Raw genomic sequence first — 22,723 nt, 5'->3', positions numbered from 1 at the left:
CGCCCAAAAACAAAATGCCGCTCGGTTGGAGCGGCATTTCGTCAACGTTACTGCAAACAGTCTTGAGTGCCTCAGGCGCTGGTAGCCGACGTTTCTTCCCGGTCTTCGTAAATATAGAGCGGGCGAGCCTCGCCCTTCACGACTTCCGGAGAGATCACGACTTCCTTGACGCCCTTCAGGCCCGGCAGCTCGTACATGGTGTCAAGCAGGATGGCTTCGAGGATCGAGCGCAGGCCGCGTGCACCGGTCTTGCGTTCAATGGCCCGGCGGGCGATTGCCTTAAGGGCTTCCTCGTGGAAGGACAGTTCAACCTGTTCCATTTCGAAGAGGCGCTGATACTGCTTGACCAGAGCGTTCTTGGGCTCGGTCAGGATGGTAACCAGCGCTTCCTCGTCGAGGTCTTCCAGGGTCGCGATCACCGGCAGACGACCGACGAATTCCGGAATGAGACCGAATTTCAGCAGATCTTCCGGCTCCAGTTCGGCGAACAGCTCGCCAATACGGCGATCTTCCGGAGCATGGACCTTTGCCTGGAAACCGATGGAGGTCTGTGTGCCGCGATCGGAGATGATCTTGTCGAGACCGGCAAAAGCACCGCCACAGATAAACAGGATGTTGGTCGTGTCCACCTGCAGGAATTCCTGCTGCGGATGCTTGCGACCACCCTGAGGCGGCACGGAAGCCACGGTGCCTTCCATGATCTTCAGAAGGGCCTGCTGAACACCTTCACCGGAAACGTCGCGGGTGATCGACGGATTGTCGGCCTTGCGGCTGATCTTGTCGACCTCATCGATGTAGACGATGCCGCGCTGCGCGCGCTCGACGTTGTAGTCGGCGGACTGCAGCAGCTTCAGGATGATGTTCTCAACGTCCTCGCCCACATAACCGGCTTCGGTCAGCGTGGTGGCATCTGCCATGGTGAAAGGCACGTCCAGAATGCGGGCAAGGGTCTGCGCGAGCAGCGTCTTGCCGCAACCGGTGGGCCCGACCAGAAGGATGTTGGATTTCGCCAGCTCGACATCGTTGTTTTTCGATGCGTGATTGAGGCGCTTGTAATGGTTGTGAACGGCGACCGACAGAACCTTTTTCGCGCTGCCCTGACCGATGACATAATCATCCAGAACGTCGCGAATTTCCTGAGGGGTCGGGATCCCGTCCCGTGATTTCACCAGCGAGGATTTGTTTTCCTCACGAATGATATCCATGCACAGCTCGACACATTCATCGCAAATGAAAACAGTCGGGCCGGCGATCAGCTTGCGAACTTCATGCTGGCTCTTGCCGCAGAAGGAGCAGTAAAGCGTATTCTTGGAATCGCTGCCGCTGGCCTTGGTCATGTAGTCAACCTCGCGTTTACGGGGGAGTGTTTCCCCTTATCTTTCCGGTTGCGGCCAAATTATGACTGAACCGGTTCTGAAGCGGCAACACCCGCCACTTCACAATGTGATGTCATCATGCTTCGCCAGTAAAAATCAATATAGGTTTAAGGCGAAGATGAAAACCCGGCATCACCTGGGGATTTTCCGGCTTTAAGCGAGGAAATTCAATCCATGCTTAAAGCCGGGTAACTCCCTCACTTCTCTTCGTCGGCGCCGAGCGTGTTGCGATCGGTGATCACCTTGTCGACGATCCCGAATTCTTTAGCTTTTTCAGCGGTCATGAAGTTGTCACGTTCCAGCGCCTCTTCGACCTGGTCGAGAGTACGGCCGGTGTGCTTCACGTAGATTTCATTCAGTCGGCGCTTCATCGCCAGGATTTCCTGTGCATGAAGCATGATATCGGCCGCCTGACCGCGGAACCCGCCGGAAGGCTGGTGCACCATCACCCGCGCATTCGGCAGGATGTAGCGCATGCCCTTCTCGCCTGCGGTAAGCAGGAGCGAGCCCATGGAAGCGGCCTGGCCGATGCAGAGCGTCGACACGGCCGGACGAATGAACTGCATGGTGTCGTAGATCGCGAGGCCGGAGGTGACGAGACCACCCGGCGAATTGATGTAGATCGCGATCTCTTTGCTCGGGTTTTCAGCTTCCAGATACAGAAGCTGAGCGCTTACCAGGGTTGCCATATGATCCTCGACCGGGCCGGTCAGGAAGATGATGCGCTCCTTCAGCAGGCGCGAATAGATATCGAAGGCCCGCTCTCCCCGGTTGGTCTGCTCGACAACCATCGGCACGAGAGTGTTCATGTAGATATCGACAGGATCCTTCATACCTCATCCATATGCTTGAGATGTTGCCTGGAGAAACTCCAGACAGGAAACAGGCCTTGAAGCGCATCGATTCAGGGCCTGACTCGAAAAAAGCGACACCCCGTATATATGGGATGTCGCCCTCAACGCAAAGTCATGACAGATGCGGCGTGAATGCAAGGTTAAATATGCAGCCACATCTGGGGATAGACGGGAAAACCGCTCGGCCAATCAGGCCGCCTTCGGGAGCACGCTCCCGAAAGCGGATTGACCTTAAGCCTCGTCTTCTTCCTCAGCGACCAGCTTCTCCAGCTCTTCCTTGGTCACCGTCTTGTCGGTCACCTTGGCGAGTTCCAGCATGAAGTCGACGACCTTTTCTTCGTAGATCGGCGCACGCAGGGAAGCCAGGGCCTGCTGGTTGTTCTTGTAGAATTCGAACACCTGCTGTTCCTGACCCGGGAACTGGCGGACGCGGTCGTACAGAGCGCGCTGCAGTTCTTCATCGGTCACCTGAATGTTGTTCTGCTCACCGATTTCGGACAGAACCAGGCCGAGACGGACGCGGCGTTCAGCGATCTTGCGGTATTCCGCCTTCGCTTCTTCTTCCGTCGTGTCTTCGTCTTCGAAGGTCTTTTCGTTGCGCTTCATGTCTTCTTCGACCTGACGCCAGACAACATCGAACTCGGAGTTCAGCAGTTTTTCCGGCAGATCGAACGAATAATGCTCGTCCAGCTTGTCGAGAAGCTGACGCTTGACGCGCTGGCGGGTCATCTGACCGAACTGGCCTTCGATCTGGCCACGGACGATTTCCTTCAGCTTGTCGAGAGACTCAAGGCCGAGGTTCTTGGCGAACTCATCATCGACCTTGGCTTCGCCAGGAGCTGCAACTTCCTTGACGACGATGTCAAAGGTTGCGGCCTTGCCGGCCAGATGTGCTGCCGGATAATCTTCCGGGAAAGACACTTCGATAACTTTTTCGTCACCAGCCTTCACGCCAACGAGCTGCTCTTCGAAGCCCGGGATGAACTGACCGGAACCGAGAACCAGCATGCCGTTTTCGTCCGCACCGCCTTCGAAAGGCTCGCCGTCGATCTTGCCGAGGTAAGACATGGTCACGCGGTCGCCGTCTGCAGCCGCACCGTCCTTCGCGTCGAACGGCGTGTTGTTCTTGGCAATCTGCGAAACCTGCTCGTCGACTTCTTCTTCTGCGATTTCAACGACCGGACGCTCGATTTCGATGCCGGAGAAATCGACGATCTCGAAGCTCGGCAGAATGTCGTAGGTCATCTTGAAGGAAAGATCGGCGTCACCGGCCAGGATCTTCTCGGCGTCTTCTTCCGGCAGATCGATTTCCGGGGTCAGAGCCGGGCGCTCGGAGCGCTCCTCAACAGCCTTCTGAGTGGTTTCCTGGATGGTGTTCGACAGGATCTCGGCCATGGCCTGGCGGCCATACATCTTTTTCAGATGGGCCAGCGGAACCTTGCCCGGGCGGAAGCCCTTGATGTTGGCCTTGGATTTCAGGTCGGCCATGTAATCGTCGAGCTTGGCGGCGAGATCACCAGCCGGAATGTCGATTTTCAGCTCACGCTTGAGGCCCTCGGAGAGGGTTTCGGTTACCTGCATGGGTTTTGTCGTCCTCGGTCCCGAGCGGCAATCCGCCCCGGAGGTTTCGTTTTTAAAATCCCGTGTGCCGCATTGCCTGCACTCCCCTTTTGCCGGGAGCGTTCAAACGGCAACGCATCGCCTTGAACACAGTCCAAGACGCACGATGGGAGCGCGATACTGCGTAGGCCCGAAAGTGTCAAGGGGAGAGCGGGGTTTTGCTGGCCTAAATCGCCAGAAATCGGGTCTTTCGGCATGGCGTTTTGATCTTTTCCGACCACCTGGGTCGAAACGCTCGCCCTCGGGCCCACCGCTATTCAGTCAGCGTCCTTTGCTACCGGATACCGCCCCCGCGGCATCGGCCTCGCTGCCGCTTCATCACAATGCCACTCCAAAGCGAAGCGGCCCTCCTGCACGATATAAGCGAGAGCGCTTCCAACGAACAGCATGAAGGTCAATCGTACTGGATCACTGCTGAAAACTGACGCTCACTCCGCCCGGATATCGACTGGCAGCAATATCGCGATCTTTGAGAACATTGGTGCGGATGGAGGGACTTGAACCCCCACGCCTTGCGGCACCAGAACCTAAATCTGGCGTGTCTACCAATTTCACCACATCCGCATCGCTCATGAGTGACTGGGCACCCCGCGATTGAAGCGGGGCCTCTATAACATCGCTGATTTTCCCGTCAAAGGAAAAAGCAGTGCCCTGCCTCACGGTTAATCGGTTTTCTCCACAAGCGCGCGAAGCACAGGTTTGAGGGCGCTCTCCAGATCCTCGGAGGTCAGTCCCGGCCCGGCCTCCCGGCCCGCCTCACCATGAAGCCAGACCGCCATGGCAGCCGCCTCGTACCCTGGAACACCCTGCGCCAGCAGACCGACAACGATGCCGGCAAGTACGTCGCCGGATCCGGCCGTAGCAAGCCACGGCGGCGCATTGCAATTGATCGCCGCACGCCCATCCGGCGCGACAATAACACTATCAGGCCCTTTCAGAATCAGGACAGCACCGGATCTACGCGCCGCCTCGCGAGCGCGCGCCAACTTGTCGCCGGAAAGATCAGGAAAAAGACGGGCGAACTCCCCCTCATGCGGCGTCAGGACAACCGGCTTCGGATGCGATTTGAGACGATCGAACAAGCGGCCAGGGTCATCAGCAAAACTCGTCAGAGCATCTGCGTCAAAAACAGCCGCGCGCTTGGCATCCAGGATCTCCGCAACCGCTGAACAGGTCTTTTCACCGACCCCATAGCCCGGACCAATCAGCACCGCATTGAGGCGCTGATCCGACAAGAGATCGTGAATGCCGGTTTCGGGCGCAACCTTCTTCAGCATCACCGCCGTCAGATGGTTAGCATTGACCAGAAGCGCATCCGGGGGCGAAGCCAGCGTGACAAGGCCCGCCCCTGCCCGCAACGCTGCGCCCGCCGACAACCGAGCAGCGCCCGTTGACATGACCGGTCCACCGAAGACAACCGCGTGTCCTCTGGAATATTTGTGCCCGGTTGGCATGGCTTGCGGCCAGCTGTCCAACCAGAGATCGGGATCGTTGAAGAATGTTGCGGGTGCGATTTGGTCGAGCACATCCGCCTTTATCCCGATCTGCGCAACCACTGTCCGCCCACAGTGTTGCCGACCCGGGTAGAGCAGATGCCCCGGCTTCTGACGGAAGAAGGTGACCGTCTGCCCTGCGCTGACCGCCTCACCTTCAACAGCCCCGTTCGTGCCCTGAACTCCGGACGGAAGGTCAACGGCAAGAACAGGTGTACCAGACGCGTTGACGGCTCTTACCAGGCTCTCAACACCACCGCTCAAAGCCCGGTCCAATCCGGCCCCAAAGAGCGCATCCACAATCAGATCGGCACCTTTCAGCAACGCGCTTAAATCGCTTGCGATATGATCGTCATCAAAAGCAAGAGCGCTGGTGAGGCCCATACGATGAAAAGCTTCCAGCGCATCGCCTTTCAAGGCGTCCGGTGATTTGAGTAGCCTCACGTCGACAGTGTATCCCGTAGCCACAAGGCAACGTGCGGCGATAAAACCGTCGCCACCATTGTTGCCGGGGCCGCACAGAACCACAATCCGTCCGGATGCAGGCACCATATCGGCGGCAGCTCTTGCCACGGCCTGGCCAGCGCGTTCCATCAGATCAATTCCGGGAACCCCGCCCTCGATCGTGAGGCGGTCCGCTTGCCCCATTTCGTGCGGGGTCAGCAACGCACATTTCAGGGCTGCATCGTGCCGGGTCATTTTTCAGCCACCTCTTCTGTTTTCTGGCCGTGACACAGACGACGCAAAACTCGACCTTGAACCCTTTGCCAGGGCTCAGGCCAGAGGAACGGAAATGCGAATGGCGACACCTTTGGCGCTGAATTGCCGATCGATCTTGCCGTTCATCTCGCCGGCAACCAGGGCTTCCATAAGCCTGCTGCCGAAGCCAAAGCTTTTCGGAGCTTCGACCACCTCGCCGGTCTCCTCAAGCCAGTCCAGCTCAAGCTGCATGCCTTTTTTCGCAGGCACAACTTTCCAGACAACCTCGAAGCGGCCGTTCTCGGCGAAAACATTGGAATATTTCATCGCGTTCGTCGCCAGTTCATGAAACACCAGTCCGAGCGCATGGGTCCCCGTCTCGTTGAGTTGGACCACCGGCCCTGCAAGCTTGATGCCCTTCGCCCCTTCGCCGAAAACCTGTTCAAGCTCCTGCAGAAGCAGTGCCTTCAGATCGGCCTTCGACCATCTGGAACGGGTTAGCAGATCCTGTGCATTCGCCATGGCCTGCAAGCGCGAGCTGAACGAATCGTTGAATTCCTCAAGGCTTTCGGAGGCGTTGGCTGTCTGCCGGGCAATCGCGAGAATGCGGGCGATCGAATTCTTGATCCTGTGCTTCATTTCCTGAAGCATCAGATCCTTTTCCTGGATTGTCTTTTCAGACATTTCCTTCAGCCGCTGATTGGCCTCCCTTGCCCGCAGCCGGGAACGAATCGAAACCGCGAACGCGGCAGAAAATAGCAGCGACACGGAGCCAAGCATGAACGTTCGCCAATAAAGAAAGGCATAGTCCTTGGGCGCCGCTTCGATGACCGAGATCTCCCACACCCGTCCGCCAACTTCAATCTGCTGCGTAACGAGATATTCCGCCTCCCCGGCCCGCTCCTCATAACCTTCTGATGTGTAGAGGTGTTCGGAAGCTCCATCCGTGACATCGGTGGTGTTGACGAGAACAGGAACCGGCGTTGGTGAGGTCAGCGCAGCCTTATGCAGATCTCCGGCACGGAACGGTGCATAAACAAAGCCTTCGATCCGCTCTTCTCCGCTCAGCGGCTCCCCGCTGCCCTCGCCCTCTGCCACCAAAGGCAGATACGCCAGGAAGCCGGTCTGCTTTTCGTCCGTGATTTCCTGAACAAGCACCACAGGGGCAGAAGCCCTTACGGCAAAATTCTCCGCAGACGCCATCATCGCCTTTCGCCGTGTTTCATCGGCGAACATATCAAAACCCAGCGCAGCCTTGTTGCGCAGGTCCAGCGGCTCCAGCAAAACGATCGGGGTGCGATACGCCTGATCTGTTTCAGGCCAAACCTCACGGATCAGTTCGTAGTTCCTCTGCAGCAGCTGACTGGCTTCCTCCTCGCGACCGGTTTGCATCAACGAGGCAAAGCCGATGCCCTGCATTCCCGAAAGATGCCCCTTGAGAAAAAGCCCCAGCGCAAAGCTCTGGAACTTCGCCCGAGAGATCGATCCACGATCCGCCTCAAAAAACGAATGCGTCGCCGCAATAAGGGAAAAATTCTGTTCGGTACGCCCGCGAATACGGTCAACAGCCTCTCCGGCGAGTATTTCGAACTCGCGCCGCTCGACCGCCCGCTCCCTTTCCAGGATGATGTAGGTGAGCGACAGGCCAATCGCCGCACTTATCACGAACACAAGAAGGGGAATGTGTCTTTTCATCGCCGCTGGCCTGACCCTGGAAGAACGTTTGGAGGACACAGAATTAGAAAGTTTTCCCGAACGCGGCAACAAAAATCATTTGCATAACTAACAAGAAAACAACAAGAACCGACTTAACATTTGTTAAGTTCAATATTCAGAAAAGTATTTGATAAATATTTTCCCAAATAAAATACAGAACGCTCATCAGGTCGGCAGTGTTATTTCAGGATCGCAAGAAGTTCAACGTGAATCTCAGGCCCAAACCATATCTTCACGCACTTCCCGGCGAACGTTGTAGTCTGTTTTGGGAAATATCAGGCTGTAGGCAATACCGCCGGAAAAGACACTGAACGTCGCAGACCCGCTTAAGGACTGCGGCAGCACTGTTTCCAGCAACAATGCGGAAAAGGCGCTTCTATGCATCTCATCTTCGCTGACTGCTGACATCTCCTCCGCCCCCTTGGCAGCGGAGCAGCCTGCGTTCCAGTTGATGGAAAGACACGCCCGTCCCCGATGAATCACCGTCTTGCAAGTCAGTGATATGTTGCCAACACCTTCCAGCCCGGCATCGGCGAAGGTCGCGGCAATCAACTCATGAAGGCCTAGCCCGACATAAAGCGCCGCATTGGGTGTCAGTAGCGGATTTTCGCCAGTCGTGGAGACGGAAACCGCACGCCTTGCGCCGAACAGCATCATCTGAGATCGCGCAAGATCAAACAGGCGCACTCCGAACCAGTCAGCCTCCGTCACAAGGTCCTGGGAGTTGGACAGCGAAAAGATGCGTCCCTGAAATTCGGCTATGAACTGATCCAGCGACCCTGAATAGCGGGCCGACTGCGTGGCAAGGCTCTGAATGACCGCCAGCAGGTTTTTCGATCTGTGGCTGACCTCGAGAAGGAGATCCTTGAGTACCTGCTCTCTACGGCTGCTTTCAGTGATATCGACGATGGTTGTCAGAACCTGTGTACCGTCTTTGACACCGGCAATCGTTTCGATGTGGATTTCGAAAATCTGGCCACCGTCGGCCATGACTTCCAGTTTGACCGCCTGCCCGGTCTCCAGCACCATCTCCTTGGCCTCGCCAAGCTGCCGTCCAATGCCAACGCCAAAGATCGTCTCGTCCGTCGGAGCCTTGCCCTCGGGCACTGACCAAATATGCGGCAGGTTGGTGATGTAGAGGTAATTCAGCGAATCGTCCTGCAGGATCACGCAGGCACGCGATCTCAGCAGGGCGAGAATGAGGTATTCCCGAAGCTGCTCATCGGACTGGCTGGCATTGTGCCACGTAAGCCTGCGCAAAGATGTCCTCACTAATAATATTCTGACCAGACGCTGCATCCGCCGAAAATCTGCGGAGCTGGCACCTCAACATTCATCTTCGTAGCACGCCTGCGATCACCGAAAGTATAAAAACCGCAACAAACAATCCGGCCAGGATTTGAGCAACCGGCGCCGCAACGCCCCCCATTCCTATTAAACCGAACACCCCCGCGACAAGTGCTATGGCCACGAGGGCCAAAGCATAAAAGAGCATAGCCGTCTCCATTCTTCCGTTTCTCTGCAACGCGCAACGTTGCCGATGGTTCCTCCCTCGGGAGAATGCCGCTCTGCAGGCCATTGCCTGTTTCGCCGCCTGAACAAGACCGCCCGATTGACCGGAGATTGTGCAATTTGCTGCCAAAGATGCGGTGCCATCTTTCGACCAATTCATAAAAATCAGCCTATTTTTTAGGCTCTTTGCTCATTTTGTCACCATATGACAAACATCAGATGTGATAGACAACCAACCAGCTCGTTTAATTTGCCGCTTTTAGTGGCGGATTTCCCTGCACGGGTAAAATTTCCGGGGTGTCCTCCCCGGTTGGCACACATCGTGCTTTATTGCTGGCAACGGTCCCTTCCGGGCTCGGCCGGGTCGTTTTGACCCGCACCACCGGAAAAGGGCACGCCGAACTTATCCGGCCTTAAAAGTGGAGAGAGACACAAGGTGATGAAAAAGATCGAAGCGATCATCAAACCCTTCAAATTGGACGAGGTCAAAGAAGCTCTGCAAGAGGTCGGTCTCCAGGGCATCACTGTTACAGAAGCAAAAGGTTTTGGCCGCCAGAAGGGCCACACGGAACTTTACCGCGGCGCTGAATATGTCGTGGATTTCCTGCCGAAGGTGAAGGTGGAAATCGTACTTGGCGACGACATGGTTGAGAAAGCCGTTGACGCCATCAGATCCGCCGCGCAAACAGGCCGCATTGGCGACGGCAAGATCTTTGTTTCAAATATCGAAGAAGCAGTCCGTATCCGTACCGGTGAGTCCGGAATAGACGCTATCTGACCCACCCGTTCCGGCATCCGCCGGCAATCCGAATTCCGGTCCCACGCAACGGAGCCAAATTTCAGTCACTCTGCAGGCCCGGAACAGCACCCAACCGTTCACATGAAAAACTAAAGGGATGGACACTATGACCACTGCCGCTGAAATCCTTAAGGAGATTCAGGAAAAAGACGTGAAATTCGTCGACCTGCGCTTTACCGATCCTAAGGGTAAAATGCAGCACGTCACCATGGACGTAGCACTCGTTGACGAAGACATGTTCGCTGAAGGCGTTGCCTTCGACGGCTCGTCCATTGCCGGCTGGAAAGCCATCAACGAGTCCGACATGATGCTGATCCTGGATCCGGAATCCGCTCATATCGACCCGTTCTTCGCTCAGTCCACCATGGCAATCTTCTGCGACATCGTCGACCCGGTCACCGGTGAAGGCTACAACCGCGACCCGCGCATGACCGCGAAGAAAGCAGAAGCCTACGTCAAGTCCGGCGGCTTCGGCGACACCGTTTTCGTCGGTCCGGAAGCAGAATTCTTCATGTTCGACGACGTCCGCTTCAACGCAGACCCGTACAACACCGGCTTCATTCTGGACAGCTCGGAACTGCCGTCCAACATGGGTTCCGAATACGAAACCGGCAACCTCGGCCACCGTCCGCGCACAAAGGGCGGCTACTTCCCGGTTCCGCCGGTTGACAGCGCACAGGACATCCGTTCCGAAATGCTGTCCGTCATGGCAGAAATGGGCGTTCCGACCGAAAAGCATCACCACGAAGTGGCTGCTGCACAGCACGAACTCGGCATGAAGTTCGATCACCTGACCCGTTGCGCCGACAACATGCAGAAGTACAAGTATGTCGTCCATCAGGTCGCACATGCCTACGGCAAGACGTCCACCTTCATGCCGAAGCCGGTTTTCGGTGACAACGGCACGGGCATGCACTGCCACCTGTCCATCTGGAACAACGGCGAGCCGACCTTTGCCGGCAACCAGTATGCCGACCTTTCGGAAAGCTGCCTGTACTTCATCGGTGGTATCCTGAAGCACGCCAAGGCTCTGAACGCCTTCACCAACCCGTCGACCAACTCCTACAAGCGTCTGGTCCCGGGCTACGAAGCACCGGTTCTGCTGGCCTATTCCTCGCGTAACCGTTCGGCTTCCTGCCGTATTCCGTTCACCGCTTCTCCGAAGGCAAAGCGCGTTGAAGTTCGCTTCCCGGATCCGTCCGCGAACCCGTACCTCTGCTTCTCCGCTCTGCTGATGGCCGGCCTCGACGGGATCAAGAACAAGATCCACCCGGGCGACGCAATGGACAAGAACCTCTACGACCTTCCGGCGGAAGAGCTCGCAGAAATCCCGACCGTTTGCGGCTCCCTGCGTGAAGCACTGGAAGCAGTCGATGCAGACCGTGAGTTCCTGAAAGCCGGCGGCGTGTTCGACGACGACCAGATCGACGCTTACATCGAACTGAAGATGGAAGAAGTCGAGCGTTTCGAAATGACCCCGCACCCGGTCGAGTTCGACATGTACTACTCTGTCTGATCCCATCAGGTTCAGATCAACGGAAAGGCCGGGCAAATGCCCGGCCTTTTTGTTTGGTCAGTGTCGCGCTGTCATTGCTTCCGCCAAACGCAACGCGTGCTGCAAGTCAGCTGGTGACCACCAACTGGACCTGGCGGAAAGTCAGCTCGACTCGAACCTCCCCCTGATAAATCGCAAGCGATCTAAGCTTGTGCGTTCAGCCAATCGGCAAGAGACAGCCTTTTGTTGCGGCCGCGGCCACGCATGGCAGGAGACGCGATCATAGCGTTAAGGACGGATTCCTGCGTCGTTTCGGCGGCAGCCTGAAACAGGACGTCGATCTTGTCCTCCTTGAGAATATCGCGAGCGATGAAATCGCACTCCTCGAAATGCTCGATCCTGCCGGCGGTCGAAAAGGCAAGCGCGATATCGCCACTTCCGTTGCCATAGTAAGCTCCCAGGCGTGCGAGCCCCGCCCCGGCGCGCCGGGCAATCCGTTTCAATTGCCGGCTCTCCAGGGGGACATCGGTCGCCAGGATCACGATGACCGAACCGCGCTCTTCGCTCTGTCGAGCCTCCCTCGGGTGTGGCCGCCGCCCGTCCGGCAGCACCAGATCGCCGGGACGGCCGAAATTAGCAAGCACCAGCGCGCCGAGCCTGTGCTGGCGGCGACCAAGCTCAAAGACACGAGACGCTGTCCCGATACCGCCCTTGAAGCCAAACGCGCTCATCCCTGTTCCGGCCCCGACGCTTCCCTGGTCTACCGCTGAACCGGCAGCATCCAGAGCCGCTTCCGCGTCAGCCTCGCTCAAGGCCATTGCCTGAATATCGCTCAGGTAGCCGTCGTTGCATTCCATGACCACGGGATTGATGGTGCCCGTTGAACGGCCAATCTCCGGATTTTCGGCAATCGATCTGCGGATGAGCGCATTAACGCCGGCGCCAACGCCGAAGGTGTTGGTCAGCAGAATTGGTGTTTCCAGCGTACCCAGTTCATCGACCTGTATCAGGCCCGCGCTCTTTCCAAAGCCGTTGATAATCTCGACGGCGGCCGGAAGCTTTTCGCGAAAGAGATTGCCGGGATGTGGCACGATAGCGGTGAAACCGGTTCTGAGATCACCCTCGTTCACGGTCCGATGACCGACAGAGACACCGTCTATATCCGTGATGGCATTCAGAGGGCCTGGTTCCAGTGTGCCGCATAAGAGGCCATGGGCACGGGAGGGAGAGAGCGTGAGATCGGAAGACATGGAACACCGGATGAAAATTTCACTGTTCCGTGTTGAAAAGCAGGCTCACCAAAACCTCAAGACGAAAAAGCCTCCCGAAGGAGGCCATTCGCTGATGCTGTGGATGAGATCAGTAGCAGACGCGCTGGTAACCGACGACAACATAACGGCCGTAGTAAGGGCTCCAGCGGGTCACTGGACGGTTCTGACAGCGGACCGGCTGATAGTAGCGCGGCTGCGCCTGGGACGCGATGATTGCACCGGCAGCAAGGCCGATGATGGCACCAGCGGCAATTGCGCCACCGCGGTTCTTGGCATGAGCTTCGTTCGGGGTAATGGTAACTGCAGCGGTGGCCATGGTGGCGACTGCGACGGCGGCTATTGCAAACTTGCGAAACATGACGGCTCCTTTCAATTGTTGAACAGCGGCTTTCCGTGCGCTGCTGATGATTTCAATCTAGGGGTCGCCGGCAAATTTGGCTGTGACCACCATCACGTAGCGTCACATTTGCCGGAGTGAGTTTGAAAACGCTTGCCCCTTGTGGGCTGACAAGAAAAAAGGAGTTCTCCATGTGGGTGATCATGGCCGTTTCGATTCAGCTGTTAAGTGGCCCGAACGTCTGGCCCGTCGCTGACGAAGGCACATTTCAGGATGAGGCTGAATGCCAGGCGGCACTGAGTGAAGCTGTTCCGCGGACACTGTCCGAAGGCATGCGCCTTGCCTGGGAAGGGGGCGAGCTGAAATTCGTCTGTGTGAAGGTGCGTGCCAACGGCCAGGTCGGCAACTAAGCGCCGCCTGAAGGCACCAGTCTCCGGATTTTCCGGCAGTCGCAATTTACAAGTCCTGCGGCACGCGCTAGAGCACGACCGCAGGAATGCCGGCAGGCACACAAGACGGACGGACAGGCGAACATGAGCGAGTTCAAATCGGACTTTCTAAACGTTCTTTCAGAACGCGGTTTCATTCATCAGATCTCGGATCCCAAGGGTCTCGATGCACTTTGTGCGAAGGAAACCGTAACAGCCTATATCGGTTTCGACTGCACCGCCCCGAGCCTTCATGCCGGTTCTCTCGTGCCGATCATGATGCTGCACTGGTTTCAGAAGACCGGTCACCGCCCGATTGCCCTGATGGGGGGCGGCACCACGCGCGTTGGCGACCCCTCCGGCAAGGACGAATCCCGCAAGATCCTCACGGAAGAGGTGATCGAGGAAAACAAGGCCGGCATTCGAAAGGTCTTCGAAAAGCTTCTCACCTTCGGTGACGGGCCGACCGACGCCATCATGCTGGACAATGCCGACTGGCTTTTGAAACTGAACTATGTCGACTTCCTGCGCGACATCGGGCGGCATTTCTCGGTCAACCAGATGATCCAGCGAGACAGCGTGCGCCTGCGCCTGGAACGCGAGCAGCATCTGTCCTTCCTCGAATTCAATTACATGCTGCTGCAGGGCTACGACTATCTGGAGCTTTACCGTCGCACGGGCTGCCGTCTCCAGATGGGCGGCTCCGACCAGTGGGGCAATATCCTGTCCGGTACCGATCTCGTCCGCCGCCTGGCCGATGTCGAAGCATACGCCCTCACCTCACCGCTTCTGACCACCTCGTCGGGCGCAAAAATGGGCAAGACCGCCGCCGGTGCGGTTTGGCTCAACGAAGAGCAGCTTTCCGCCTATGACTATTGGCAATACTGGCGCAACACGGAAGATGCTGACGTGGAGCGCTTCATGAAGCTCTTCACGGTTCTTCCGATGGACGAAATTGCGCGCCTTGCAGCTCTCCAGGGCTCCGAGATCAACGAGGCCAAGAAGATCCTGGCGACAGAAGCAACGGCATTGATCCACGGACGGGAAAACGCTGACGCGGCTGCCGAAACCGCTCGCAGGGCGTTTGAAGAAGGCCAGTCGGCCGAAGGCTTGCCGACGGTGGAAATCGCAAAGGCGGATCTGGAAGCGGGCCTCGGGGTCTTGTCCGCATTCGTGACCGCCGGGCTTTGCGCCTCCAACGGTGACGTGCGCCGCAACATCAAGGGTGGCGCGGTCAAGATCAACGACAATGGCGAACAGGACGACAAGCGCCAGATCACGCTCGCAGACGTCACCGATGACGGCATCGTCAAACTGTCTCTGGGCAAGAAGAAGCATGTGCTTTTGAAGCCGGTCTAAGCAACGACACCATCCTCTGACGGACAGAAGCCGGGCCCTGCCCGGCTTTTTTGTTCTGCCTGTCTGCCTGGTGACTTCGGACGCAGTCTCGCATAGGTCAGAAACAGCCCTGCGACGTCAGGCCAACACACCCGGCATGGAAAAGCTTGTTGGCTCAGTTGGCTTGAAACTCGAACATCTTGCGGAAGATGCCGGGAGCAATCGCCGAGATCGGGTTGACCGAAAGCACCGGATCGGAAACGGACCCCGACAAACGATAGGTCACGCCGATCAAGCCCTCACCCGAGTTGCCGCCGAGCGCAAAGCCCAGCAGCGGGATTTTGGCGAAGAAGTTATTGAGCGCGTAGATCGGCACGAAAGTACCGGTCAGGTTCAGCGTTTGTTGCGACAGGTCCACCGAACCGCTGACGGTTCCTCCAAGGGCATTTCCTTGAAGTGCGCCCCGGCTGATGGTCAGCAAATCGCCGTCCCGCGAGAAATTGATATCGAGCGTTTCGAAACTCGCAGTGTCGGCTGCTTCACTTGCATTGACCGGACGCCCGTCGGGTATCTGGTTAGCGCGGTTCTGCTCCCGAATGCGCTGAATGGCAGGGTCTTCCGTGATCCGTAGAGAGCGCACGTTGAAATCGCCGACCCAACTGTCCTCATCAGCCATAGCAACATTCAGGACGCCAGCACCGCCACGCATTCGCTTGTAGAGATCGAGAAACCGCAGCGTCGCGCCTGTATTCGCAAATCGGCCGATAGCCGCTTGTGAACCTCCCTGGTCCGTCACCGTGAATTCGAAATTCGCGCGGCCGTTCACCAGCCCTTTCAGATCGGCCGAAATCAGTCCCTTGGCCCCGGTATCGATCTTGCCCGCGAACTTTTCGATTGCCTGATTGTTGAACCCGGTGACCCGGTCGATATTGGCTGCAATTCTCGCGCCACCTGAAAAATCGCCGGCACCCTTGCTGCCGCCAGGGCTGCGCATGCTCTTGATCAGACCCCGGCCGTCGAACGACGATCCGGCGAAGATGATATCGTAGCGCCCGTCCGCCGCCTTCTGGATGTCGACCTCGACATCGTCTCCCGGACGCAGCTTGAATGTCGTGAAGGCAGCGCTGACAAGGTCACCGGCCAGCGACAGCTGCATCGATCCGGCCACATCGACCCCTTCGGAGACAAGCTTGAAGTCCTTCACCCGGCGCTGCTTGTCCGTCTCGACCAGCTTGAAGGATGCCGTCGCCGGAACACCTTTGGCTTTCTGCCACCCAAGCGCCTGCAGCCGGACGTCCGTCTGCTTCAGGTCGATGACAAATTCCTGTCCGTCGCTCACCTTGGCAACGCTCAACGTCATGTTGCCTTGAAGAAAGGCAGTCAGATCAACGCCCTTGTCTTTCAGTTGCTTTGCATTGAGTGCGACAACCACATCCTGGCGGGCGGCAACACCGGATTCGCCCAATGGCACAATCAGATCGATATCAGCCTGAAGTCCGTCGAGAATGCCCTTGCCGGTGATCGCGACCTGATCCTTGTTGGCTTCCAGCGTAACATCCGACTTGCGGACCGTGTGCCCCATGATCGGGTTGCTGTCCGAGAAATTCTTCAGCCGGCCGTTGGCCTGCCAATCGATTTCGGCAAGATCGATTTCCTGGCCGAGCGGGAAAGACGCTGTGATGTCGAGTTCGCCCGATCCCTCAACACCGTCATTCTTGAGGTCCGCCCTGTCCAGCACACGGAAAGGTGCACTGTTGACCATGGCGCCGAGATCGGCTGCCGATCCTTCCATGCTCGCTTTCACGCTCGCAATCTTGCCATCGCGCAGAGGCAGGTTCTGAATCTGGAACACACCACCCGGCAAGACTACCTCGCCACCGTTCGAAGACGTTGCCGTTCCGTTTTTCGCCGTCACGGTCAGCGTTTCGTCTTTGATGGTGAGCGTACCTTCCAGGCCGTCGATCTGGGGAACGTCACCAACCGGTGTCACCGCGCCGTCGGAAAAGGTCATGTCGAGGCGCATGTCATCACCCGCCCAACCCGGATCAGGGTCACGCGGATCGAAGGCCGGTGGACGGAGTGCGCCCGTATAGGAGACCGTCTCGATGAGGCCGCCTTTGAGGCGTTCGATGATCCACTGGCGTGCCGGCGGCACAAGTGTGATCGGCCAGAGCTGCTTGGCAACGGCCACCGGGATCAATTCGCCGTTGGCGGCCAGCGCCAGATAAGGCCCTTCCGGGGTGATTTGCAGCGAGGCCACCCCGTGGACGACCGCCTTGCCGGAACGCGCGGTGAACCGGTCGACTGTCAGAAGTTTTTCAAGCGGATCGAACCGGGCACGGACCTGAACGCCGTCCAGCATATGCGGCTCTTCGGGAATATCAGCGGAGCCAAACTGAGGATATTCGGAATCGAGATTGATCTGCCACTCGGGTGTTTCCCCAGCGGCCGGTCCGATAGACCCCGTGAAGAAGATGCGTGAGTTGCCGCGAATGACATGCGAGCTGGTAATTTCAATCACGTCCTGTCCAGCTTCGAACAACAGCGACAGAGCCGCGTCGTCAAAAGCCACCAGGGTTTTGCCAAGTTGAAACCAGCCATTGCGAATGCGAGCCACAGCGTTGGCGGAAACGAATTTGCCGTCTCCCGTCAGGCGGCTTTCGATTTTGGCGGAAGCCGGAAGTCCCAGCCCCTTGCCTTGCACCGATTTGGCACTTGGGCCAAGCAATTCGGCAAGTGTGATGCCGTTGACCACAACACCGATGCTCTTGGCATTGGCGCCCGGGGGCGCATTGCGTGCCAGCTCCAGCCGCCAGGTCGACACATTGCCGGCAACACGGGCGAAAGCACGTATCGAGCGGTTATCGTCGCGCAGAATATCCGCATCGATGCCTGAGTAGCGCCGGGGGAACGATCCGGCCAATTCGAAAGAAGCGTCGCGGATCTTCACGAAACTGAGGCCGCGGCGGGCAAACTGGTCGTCGACGACATCGCTGACCCTGTCGACCGCCTCTATGAGTGGCCCCATTTCAGGAAGCTTTGCCGGCCCGCCGGCCAGGACGATCCGCACATGAGGCTTGGTGAGGTTGAGCGACGAAAAATGAACCTTGCCCGAAAGCAGCGCGTCGCGGTTCAGCGGCGCGGTGAGCTCCGGAAAACTGATGCTGACAGGTGACTCACCGGCAATGTCCACCTTGGCATCGGACACCAGGATGTTGATTCCATCCGGCGCGGTGAAATCGACGCTCGCACTGCCAATGGAAAGCTGAACCTGGCCGCGCGTGCCCTGATAGGCAAGCAGGCTGCCGAGAAGCGGTATGCGCACCGGTCCGGTTGCAAACAGAATGACAAGCCCGGCAACGAAACCAAACAGAACGGCGGCGGCAATGTAGCGCAAGCGTTTGCGTTTTGGCCGCTCCACCTTGGCCGTTTTCTGAGGTTCGCCGGTTTTTGGCAAATACGTCAATCCAATCTTTCGCCTGCAAGCGTAAGACAGGCACTTCGGTTCGAGGTCGGAGCAAAGCGCCGTGTTATTCCACCGCAGTTCCGGTCGAGTCGCTTGGCGATTGATGATACTGCGAAAGCTTTGCTAAAAGCGACTGCAGCCGTTGCAGAAGCAGCCGGAAACCGGCATTAACGCACAAACTTTGACAGAAGGAAGGCATGATGAGCGAATTGGCCGTCGGAGATGTCGCACCGGATTTCGAACTGGAAGGGGATGGCGGCAACAAGGTATCGCTGAGCGCCCTCAAGGGAAAACCCGTTGTGGTGTATTTTTATCCCAAGGATGACACCCCGGGCTGCACCAAGGAGGCAATTGCCTTCACCGAGCAGGCCGATGCTTTTGCCAAACTCGGTGTGACCATTATCGGGCTGTCGCCTGATACCGCCGCAAAGCACGACAAGTTCATTGCCAAGCACAATCTGGCGATCAGGCTTGGGGCGGACACGGAAAAGGAAGCAGCCGAGGCGTATGGGGTCTGGGTCGAGAAATCCATGTACGGCAAGACCTACATGGGCGTCGAACGCTCCACGTTTCTCGTCGGCACGGACGGCAAGATCGCGCAGATCTGGCGCAAGGTGAAAGTTCCCGGCCACGCAGACGCCGTGCTTGAGGCCGCGCAGGCCCTGTGAGGCCTTCTCCGCGACACCATCCGGCAACCTCGTGAAGCACACTGGAATGGAAACCATGCCCCACAGCCTCGTTGCCGGAGCAAAGGCGATTGTCTGCGCGACCGACACGGCCGAAAAGGTGCGGCTTGCATATGCTGTCTCCCGGGCATGGTTTCAACGGGACCTGGCACTCGGCTCCCCTTCCTTGGACGGAGGGATGCCCGACCGACCCGGGCGGCCGGACAAGCCGGTTCTGCTGGCCCCTCGCGACATGCCCAAACGCAACTTGAAGGGCAAGGCGGGTCGCCTCGCCCTGATTCACTCGCTGGCACACATCGAACTCAACGCCGTGGATTTGACCTGGGACCTGATTGGCCGCTTTGCGTACGTCAGGCTGCCGCGATCCTACTACGACGACTGGGTCCGGGTCGGGCTGGAGGAAGCCAAGCATTTTGCAATGCTGCAGGAACGACTGGCAAAGCTTGATACCGCCTACGGGGATCTTCCCGCGCACGACGGTCTTTGGCAGGCAGCACAGGACACCGGGCACGACCTTGCAGCAAGGCTGGCCATCATCCCCCTTGTCCTGGAGGCAAGAGGTCTCGACATCACGCCGCCGATGATCGAGAAAGCGCGCGAAATCGGTGATGAAGACACCGCAAAATGTCTCGACATCATCTATCGCGACGAGAAAAACCATGTCGCCTTCGGCGCGAAATGGTTCCGATTCTTGTGCGACCGGCAGGGAATCAGACCCGAGCCGGCGTTCCAGGGCTATGTGCGCCGCCATTTCCGGGGAGCGTTAAAACCGCCTTTCAACGATCGCGCGCGTTCTGAAGCGGGCCTAACCCCCGGTTTTTACAAGCCTCTTGCGCGTCTCGTCGGATAAATTTCACACACATGAAGACGAATTATTAACCTTACCAAATTCTAATCAGGCTCAGATCTCTTGCAGAATGCAGACAGTGACTGAGTGACAATGCAACAGCGCCAAGAAACGACGCGGACCTATCAAGCCCCCCGCACAGAGCCACATCATCCGGTACTGGAAAAGGGCGCAAAGACGACCACGTACAGCGTGAGGCCGGTTCACCTGATTTGCGGAGCGATCGGCTGCGTAACGGCCACCTTGGCAGTCGCAGGCACGATCGGCTACTACGCCCTGCGCACCGACATGATGGCAGAAGCCAGTGCGGAACGGACAGAACTGGTGCTGGAATACCAGGACCATATCGACCGCCTGCGCACCGAGATTGCCAATCTGACAAGCCGCCAGATGGTCGACCGGGAAACCGTCGAGATAAAGGTCATGGATGTACTGCGCCGGCAGCAGGACCTCAATCAGCGTCATGCCATCGTTGCCGACCTTGTTGCACGGGCAGAAAGCGTCGGGATCTACCTGAGCAGCGACAAGCCGATGCCGCCGCAAAAACCCTCCCTCGACGAACGTAATCTCGCCTCCCTCGATGGCAGTGACAAGTCGGCAATCGGCGGCGAGAGCGAACTGATCGAAGAACCGGTCAAGGCTCTTGGCTTGCGAGACGGGTCAACGAGATCCTTTGATCCGCTGACCATCCTTCAGCAGCCGGCAACCGACGCCGCCGCATCTGCCGCCGACGTAAAAAAAAACTCTGAGAAGCAGGCTGCGCTTGACGCAGTAAAGGCGCATATCTCCGTCATGGACGAAGAGAGTACGGCCGCCGTTGACGCGATCACCATCGCCACGGAGGGCCGTATCGAGGATATTCTGGGCATCACACGATCGATTACGCCCGGCCTCAACGCGACCTTGCGTGAAAAGACTTCTCTTGGCGGCCCGTTTCAGCCACTCAATGACGAAAATTTTCCCGATCGTCTAGACCGCGCCAACACGGCCCTTGAAACCCTGCGCCGCGTGAAGTTCACCGCGCTGCGTCTGCCGATCAAGCGGCCGGTACGCAACGGCTCGGTCTCCAGCACCTACGGCCCGCGGGTGGACCCGTTTCTGGGACGCCTTGCGATGCACACCGGCATCGATTTCAAGGCCCCCTATGGCGCACGCGTCTTCGCAACAGCACCTGGTACCGTGATCAGCGCGGGACGTCATGGCGGCTACGGCAAGATGGTGGAAATCCGGCATGCGAACGGTTTCATCACGCGCTACGCCCATATGAGCCGCATTCAGGTATCGGAAGGCGATCATGTCCTGGCAGGTGATCTTGTCGGCAATGTAGGTTCCACCGGACGGTCTACCGGCCCGCATCTTCATTACGAAATTCGCCGGAACGACAAACCCAGCAACCCGGCCGCCTTCCTGGCCGCGGGTGATCGTTTCGCCGCGCTCGCGCTCTGAAAGATAGTGACCTTCTACAAACAAAAACGGGGCCCGAAAGGCCCCGTTTTCATGTGCATTGGAGATGTGTCCTCAGTCGATGTCAGCGACTTCAACCGGGTCTCCACCAAAGACACGCTGTGCCAGCGCAGCTTCCATGAACTCGTCCAGGTCACCATCGAGAACGTCGCCCGGGGATGTGCTTTCAACCCCCGTGCGCAGGTCCTTGACCAACTGATAGGGCTGCAGGACATAAGAGCGGATCTGGTGCCCCCAGCCGATATCCGTTTTCGAGGCCGCTTCGGCACTGGCGGCTTCTTCGCGCTTTTTCAGTTCGGCTTCATAAAGACGGGCCTTCAGCATTGACCAGGCAGTAGCCCGGTTCTTGTGCTGTGAGCGCTCTGATTGGCACTGCACCACAATACCGGTTGGCTGGTGCGTGATACGCACGGCGGAATCGGTGGTGTTGACGTGCTGACCGCCCGCGCCCGAGGCACGATACGTATCGATGCGGCAATCGCTCTCGTTGATGTCGATCTCGATGGAATCATCGATCACAGGATAGACCCAGGCGCTGGAGAAGCTGGTATGACGGCGCGCGTTGCTGTCATAGGGCGAAATTCGCACAAGCCGGTGCACGCCCGACTCGGTCTTCAGCCAGCCATAGGCGTTCTCGCCCTTGATCAGCAAGGTTGCGGATTTGATACCCGCTTCTTCACCGTCATGATACTCCAGCACTTCAACCTTGAAGCCACGTTTTTCCGCCCACCGGCGGTACATGCGCAGCAGCATGGACGCCCAGTCCTGGCTCTCGGTGCCACCGGCACCCGAGTTGATTTCCAGGTAGGTATCATTCGCATCTGCCTCACCGGACAAGAGCGAATTGAGCTGGAGCTGGTTGACCTTGCCTTTCAGACCACGAAGAGCTTCCTCGGCATCGGCAACGACAGACTTGTCGTCTTCCATTTCACCGAGTTCGATCAGCTCGATATTGTCGGAAAGGTCCTGCTCCAGCGATTTGATGCCACTGATGCTGTCATCAAGCTGCTGACGCTCGCGCATCAGCTTCTGTGCCTTCGTGGGCTCATTCCACAGGTTCGGATCTTCGGAAAGGGCGTTCAGCTCTTCCAGACGGACAACGGCCTGATCCCAGTCAAAGATGCCTCCTCAGCAGGCTTATGGCCTGCTTGATTTCATCGACGATCGCTTCCATTTCGGCGCGCATCGGATACCTCGCTTTTGATGTGAAGCGGCCCGGTCTTCACAAAGAGACACCGGGCCGAGAATTGGAGCGGGACATTACCCAAGCCGGACTGAGCTGTAAACCGTCGAAACGGATCCCCAGCCGACCGGCCGGTCAG

General features: G+C 57.8%; 17 protein-coding genes and 1 tRNA gene. 7 read left to right on the top strand and 11 right to left on the bottom strand.

The window, feature by feature from the left end; translation table 11 throughout:
* Positions 1 to 71: 71 nt before the first annotated feature.
* The 7 genes from clpX to V1T76_RS15585 all read right to left on the bottom strand — a co-directional run bounded on the left by clpX (position 72) and on the right by V1T76_RS15585 (position 9,018).
* On the bottom strand, positions 72 to 1,337 hold the full coding sequence (gene clpX / locus V1T76_RS15615; protein ID WP_006934735.1) for an ATP-dependent Clp protease ATP-binding subunit ClpX: 1,266 nt from the start codon (positions 1,335 to 1,337) through the stop codon (positions 72 to 74).
* Positions 1,338 to 1,573: 236 nt separating this feature from the next.
* The gene (locus V1T76_RS15610) at positions 1,574 to 2,209 is read right to left on the bottom strand and encodes an ATP-dependent Clp protease proteolytic subunit (RefSeq protein ID WP_330561597.1); all 636 of its coding nucleotides are present in this window, start codon (positions 2,207 to 2,209) and stop codon (positions 1,574 to 1,576) included.
* Between the two features lie 252 nt (positions 2,210 to 2,461).
* The gene (gene tig / locus V1T76_RS15605; RefSeq protein WP_330561596.1) at positions 2,462 to 3,811 is read right to left on the bottom strand and encodes a trigger factor; all 1,350 of its coding nucleotides are present in this window, start codon (positions 3,809 to 3,811) and stop codon (positions 2,462 to 2,464) included.
* A gap of 518 nt (positions 3,812 to 4,329) precedes the next feature.
* Positions 4,330 to 4,414: transfer RNA gene (locus V1T76_RS15600), tRNA-Leu, on the bottom strand.
* A gap of 98 nt (positions 4,415 to 4,512) precedes the next feature.
* Positions 4,513 to 6,042 (bottom strand): NAD(P)H-hydrate dehydratase, encoded by a 1,530-nt coding sequence (locus V1T76_RS15595; RefSeq protein ID WP_330561595.1) that lies wholly within the window; start codon positions 6,040 to 6,042, stop codon positions 4,513 to 4,515.
* Positions 6,043 to 6,117: 75 nt separating this feature from the next.
* Entirely contained in the window at positions 6,118 to 7,737 is a 1,620-nt protein-coding gene (locus tag V1T76_RS15590; RefSeq protein WP_330561594.1) for a CHASE domain-containing protein, read from the bottom strand.
* A 234-nt stretch (positions 7,738 to 7,971) separates the two neighbouring features.
* The gene (locus tag V1T76_RS15585) at positions 7,972 to 9,018 is read right to left on the bottom strand and encodes a sensor histidine kinase (protein ID WP_330561593.1); all 1,047 of its coding nucleotides are present in this window, start codon (positions 9,016 to 9,018) and stop codon (positions 7,972 to 7,974) included.
* 691 nt (positions 9,019 to 9,709) lie between these two features.
* On the opposite strand from V1T76_RS15585, the gene V1T76_RS15580 reads away from it, so the two are divergent.
* Positions 9,710 to 10,048 (top strand): P-II family nitrogen regulator, encoded by a 339-nt coding sequence (locus tag V1T76_RS15580; protein WP_006934743.1) that lies wholly within the window; start codon positions 9,710 to 9,712, stop codon positions 10,046 to 10,048.
* A gap of 127 nt (positions 10,049 to 10,175) precedes the next feature.
* Positions 10,176 to 11,585, top strand: a complete 1,410-nt coding sequence (gene glnA, locus V1T76_RS15575; protein ID WP_330561592.1) for a type I glutamate--ammonia ligase — start codon at positions 10,176 to 10,178, stop codon at positions 11,583 to 11,585.
* Between the two features lie 182 nt (positions 11,586 to 11,767).
* On the opposite strand, the gene V1T76_RS15570 is transcribed toward glnA, so the two are convergent.
* Positions 11,768 to 12,814, bottom strand: coding sequence for a DmpA family aminopeptidase (locus tag V1T76_RS15570; RefSeq protein ID WP_330561591.1), 1,047 nt, complete (start codon positions 12,812 to 12,814; stop codon positions 11,768 to 11,770).
* Between the two features lie 109 nt (positions 12,815 to 12,923).
* Positions 12,924 to 13,193, bottom strand: a complete 270-nt coding sequence (locus tag V1T76_RS15565; RefSeq protein WP_330561590.1) for a tyrosyl-tRNA synthetase — start codon at positions 13,191 to 13,193, stop codon at positions 12,924 to 12,926.
* Between the two features lie 170 nt (positions 13,194 to 13,363).
* On the opposite strand from V1T76_RS15565, the gene V1T76_RS15560 reads away from it, so the two are divergent.
* Complete coding sequence (locus V1T76_RS15560; protein WP_022998411.1) at positions 13,364 to 13,582, top strand: hypothetical protein; 219 nt, start codon at positions 13,364 to 13,366, stop codon at positions 13,580 to 13,582.
* Positions 13,583 to 13,705: 123 nt separating this feature from the next.
* On the top strand, positions 13,706 to 14,959 hold the full coding sequence (gene tyrS / locus V1T76_RS15555; RefSeq protein WP_330561589.1) for a tyrosine--tRNA ligase: 1,254 nt from the start codon (positions 13,706 to 13,708) through the stop codon (positions 14,957 to 14,959).
* Between the two features lie 154 nt (positions 14,960 to 15,113).
* Here the strand turns inward: tyrS and V1T76_RS15550 are convergent, their stop codons facing one another.
* A complete protein-coding gene (locus V1T76_RS15550) occupies positions 15,114 to 18,404 on the bottom strand; it encodes a YhdP family protein (protein WP_330561588.1) in 3,291 nt (1,096 codons plus the stop codon).
* A gap of 200 nt (positions 18,405 to 18,604) precedes the next feature.
* On the opposite strand from V1T76_RS15550, the gene bcp reads away from it, so the two are divergent.
* The 3 genes from bcp (at position 18,605) to V1T76_RS15535 (ending at position 21,383) form a co-directional block, all read left to right on the top strand.
* The gene (gene bcp, locus V1T76_RS15545; RefSeq protein WP_330561974.1) at positions 18,605 to 19,072 is read left to right on the top strand and encodes a thioredoxin-dependent thiol peroxidase; all 468 of its coding nucleotides are present in this window, start codon (positions 18,605 to 18,607) and stop codon (positions 19,070 to 19,072) included.
* Positions 19,073 to 19,118: 46 nt separating this feature from the next.
* A complete protein-coding gene (locus tag V1T76_RS15540; RefSeq protein ID WP_442970129.1) occupies positions 19,119 to 19,940 on the top strand; it encodes a ferritin-like domain-containing protein in 822 nt (273 codons plus the stop codon).
* A 90-nt stretch (positions 19,941 to 20,030) separates the two neighbouring features.
* A complete protein-coding gene (locus tag V1T76_RS15535; protein ID WP_330561586.1) occupies positions 20,031 to 21,383 on the top strand; it encodes a M23 family metallopeptidase in 1,353 nt (450 codons plus the stop codon).
* A 72-nt stretch (positions 21,384 to 21,455) separates the two neighbouring features.
* Here V1T76_RS15535 and prfB read toward each other — a convergent pair.
* A protein-coding gene (gene prfB, locus V1T76_RS15530; RefSeq protein WP_442970128.1) for a peptide chain release factor 2 occupies positions 21,456 to 22,587 on the bottom strand; the annotation gives its coding sequence in 2 pieces (ribosomal slippage) (positions 21,456 to 22,517 and positions 22,519 to 22,587; 1,131 coding nt in all).
* Between the last annotated feature and the right edge of the window lie 136 nt (positions 22,588 to 22,723).

Origin of the sequence: Roseibium sp. FZY0029, from assembly GCF_036350355.1 — a bacterium.
Taxonomy (GTDB): Bacteria; Pseudomonadota; Alphaproteobacteria; order Rhizobiales; family Stappiaceae; genus Roseibium.
Note: the sequence above shows the minus strand (reverse complement) of the source record. Positions and strands in the feature narration are given on the sequence as shown.

What these genes read in the sequence shown, in the direction of transcription:
- glnA (WP_330561592.1), top strand. Translation starts at nt 10,176, where the DNA reads ATGACCACTGCCGCTGAAATCCTTAAGGAGATTCAGGAAAAAGACGTG.
- tig (WP_330561596.1), bottom strand. Translation starts at nt 3,811, where the DNA reads ATGCAGGTAACCGAAACCCTCTCCGAGGGCCTCAAGCGTGAGCTGAAA.
- V1T76_RS15540 (WP_442970129.1), top strand. Translation starts at nt 19,119, where the DNA reads ATGGAAACCATGCCCCACAGCCTCGTTGCCGGAGCAAAGGCGATTGTC.
- V1T76_RS15535 (WP_330561586.1), top strand. Translation starts at nt 20,031, where the DNA reads ATGCAACAGCGCCAAGAAACGACGCGGACCTATCAAGCCCCCCGCACA.
- clpX (WP_006934735.1), bottom strand. Translation starts at nt 1,337, where the DNA reads ATGACCAAGGCCAGCGGCAGCGATTCCAAGAATACGCTTTACTGCTCC.
- tyrS (WP_330561589.1), top strand. Translation starts at nt 13,706, where the DNA reads ATGAGCGAGTTCAAATCGGACTTTCTAAACGTTCTTTCAGAACGCGGT.
- V1T76_RS15610 (WP_330561597.1), bottom strand. Translation starts at nt 2,209, where the DNA reads ATGAAGGATCCTGTCGATATCTACATGAACACTCTCGTGCCGATGGTT.
- V1T76_RS15565 (WP_330561590.1), bottom strand. Translation starts at nt 13,193, where the DNA reads ATGTTTCGCAAGTTTGCAATAGCCGCCGTCGCAGTCGCCACCATGGCC.
- bcp (WP_330561974.1), top strand. Translation starts at nt 18,605, where the DNA reads ATGAGCGAATTGGCCGTCGGAGATGTCGCACCGGATTTCGAACTGGAA.
- V1T76_RS15560 (WP_022998411.1), top strand. Translation starts at nt 13,364, where the DNA reads ATGTGGGTGATCATGGCCGTTTCGATTCAGCTGTTAAGTGGCCCGAAC.
- V1T76_RS15570 (WP_330561591.1), bottom strand. Translation starts at nt 12,814, where the DNA reads ATGTCTTCCGATCTCACGCTCTCTCCCTCCCGTGCCCATGGCCTCTTA.
- V1T76_RS15595 (WP_330561595.1), bottom strand. Translation starts at nt 6,042, where the DNA reads ATGACCCGGCACGATGCAGCCCTGAAATGTGCGTTGCTGACCCCGCAC.
- V1T76_RS15590 (WP_330561594.1), bottom strand. Translation starts at nt 7,737, where the DNA reads ATGAAAAGACACATTCCCCTTCTTGTGTTCGTGATAAGTGCGGCGATT.
- V1T76_RS15580 (WP_006934743.1), top strand. Translation starts at nt 9,710, where the DNA reads ATGAAAAAGATCGAAGCGATCATCAAACCCTTCAAATTGGACGAGGTC.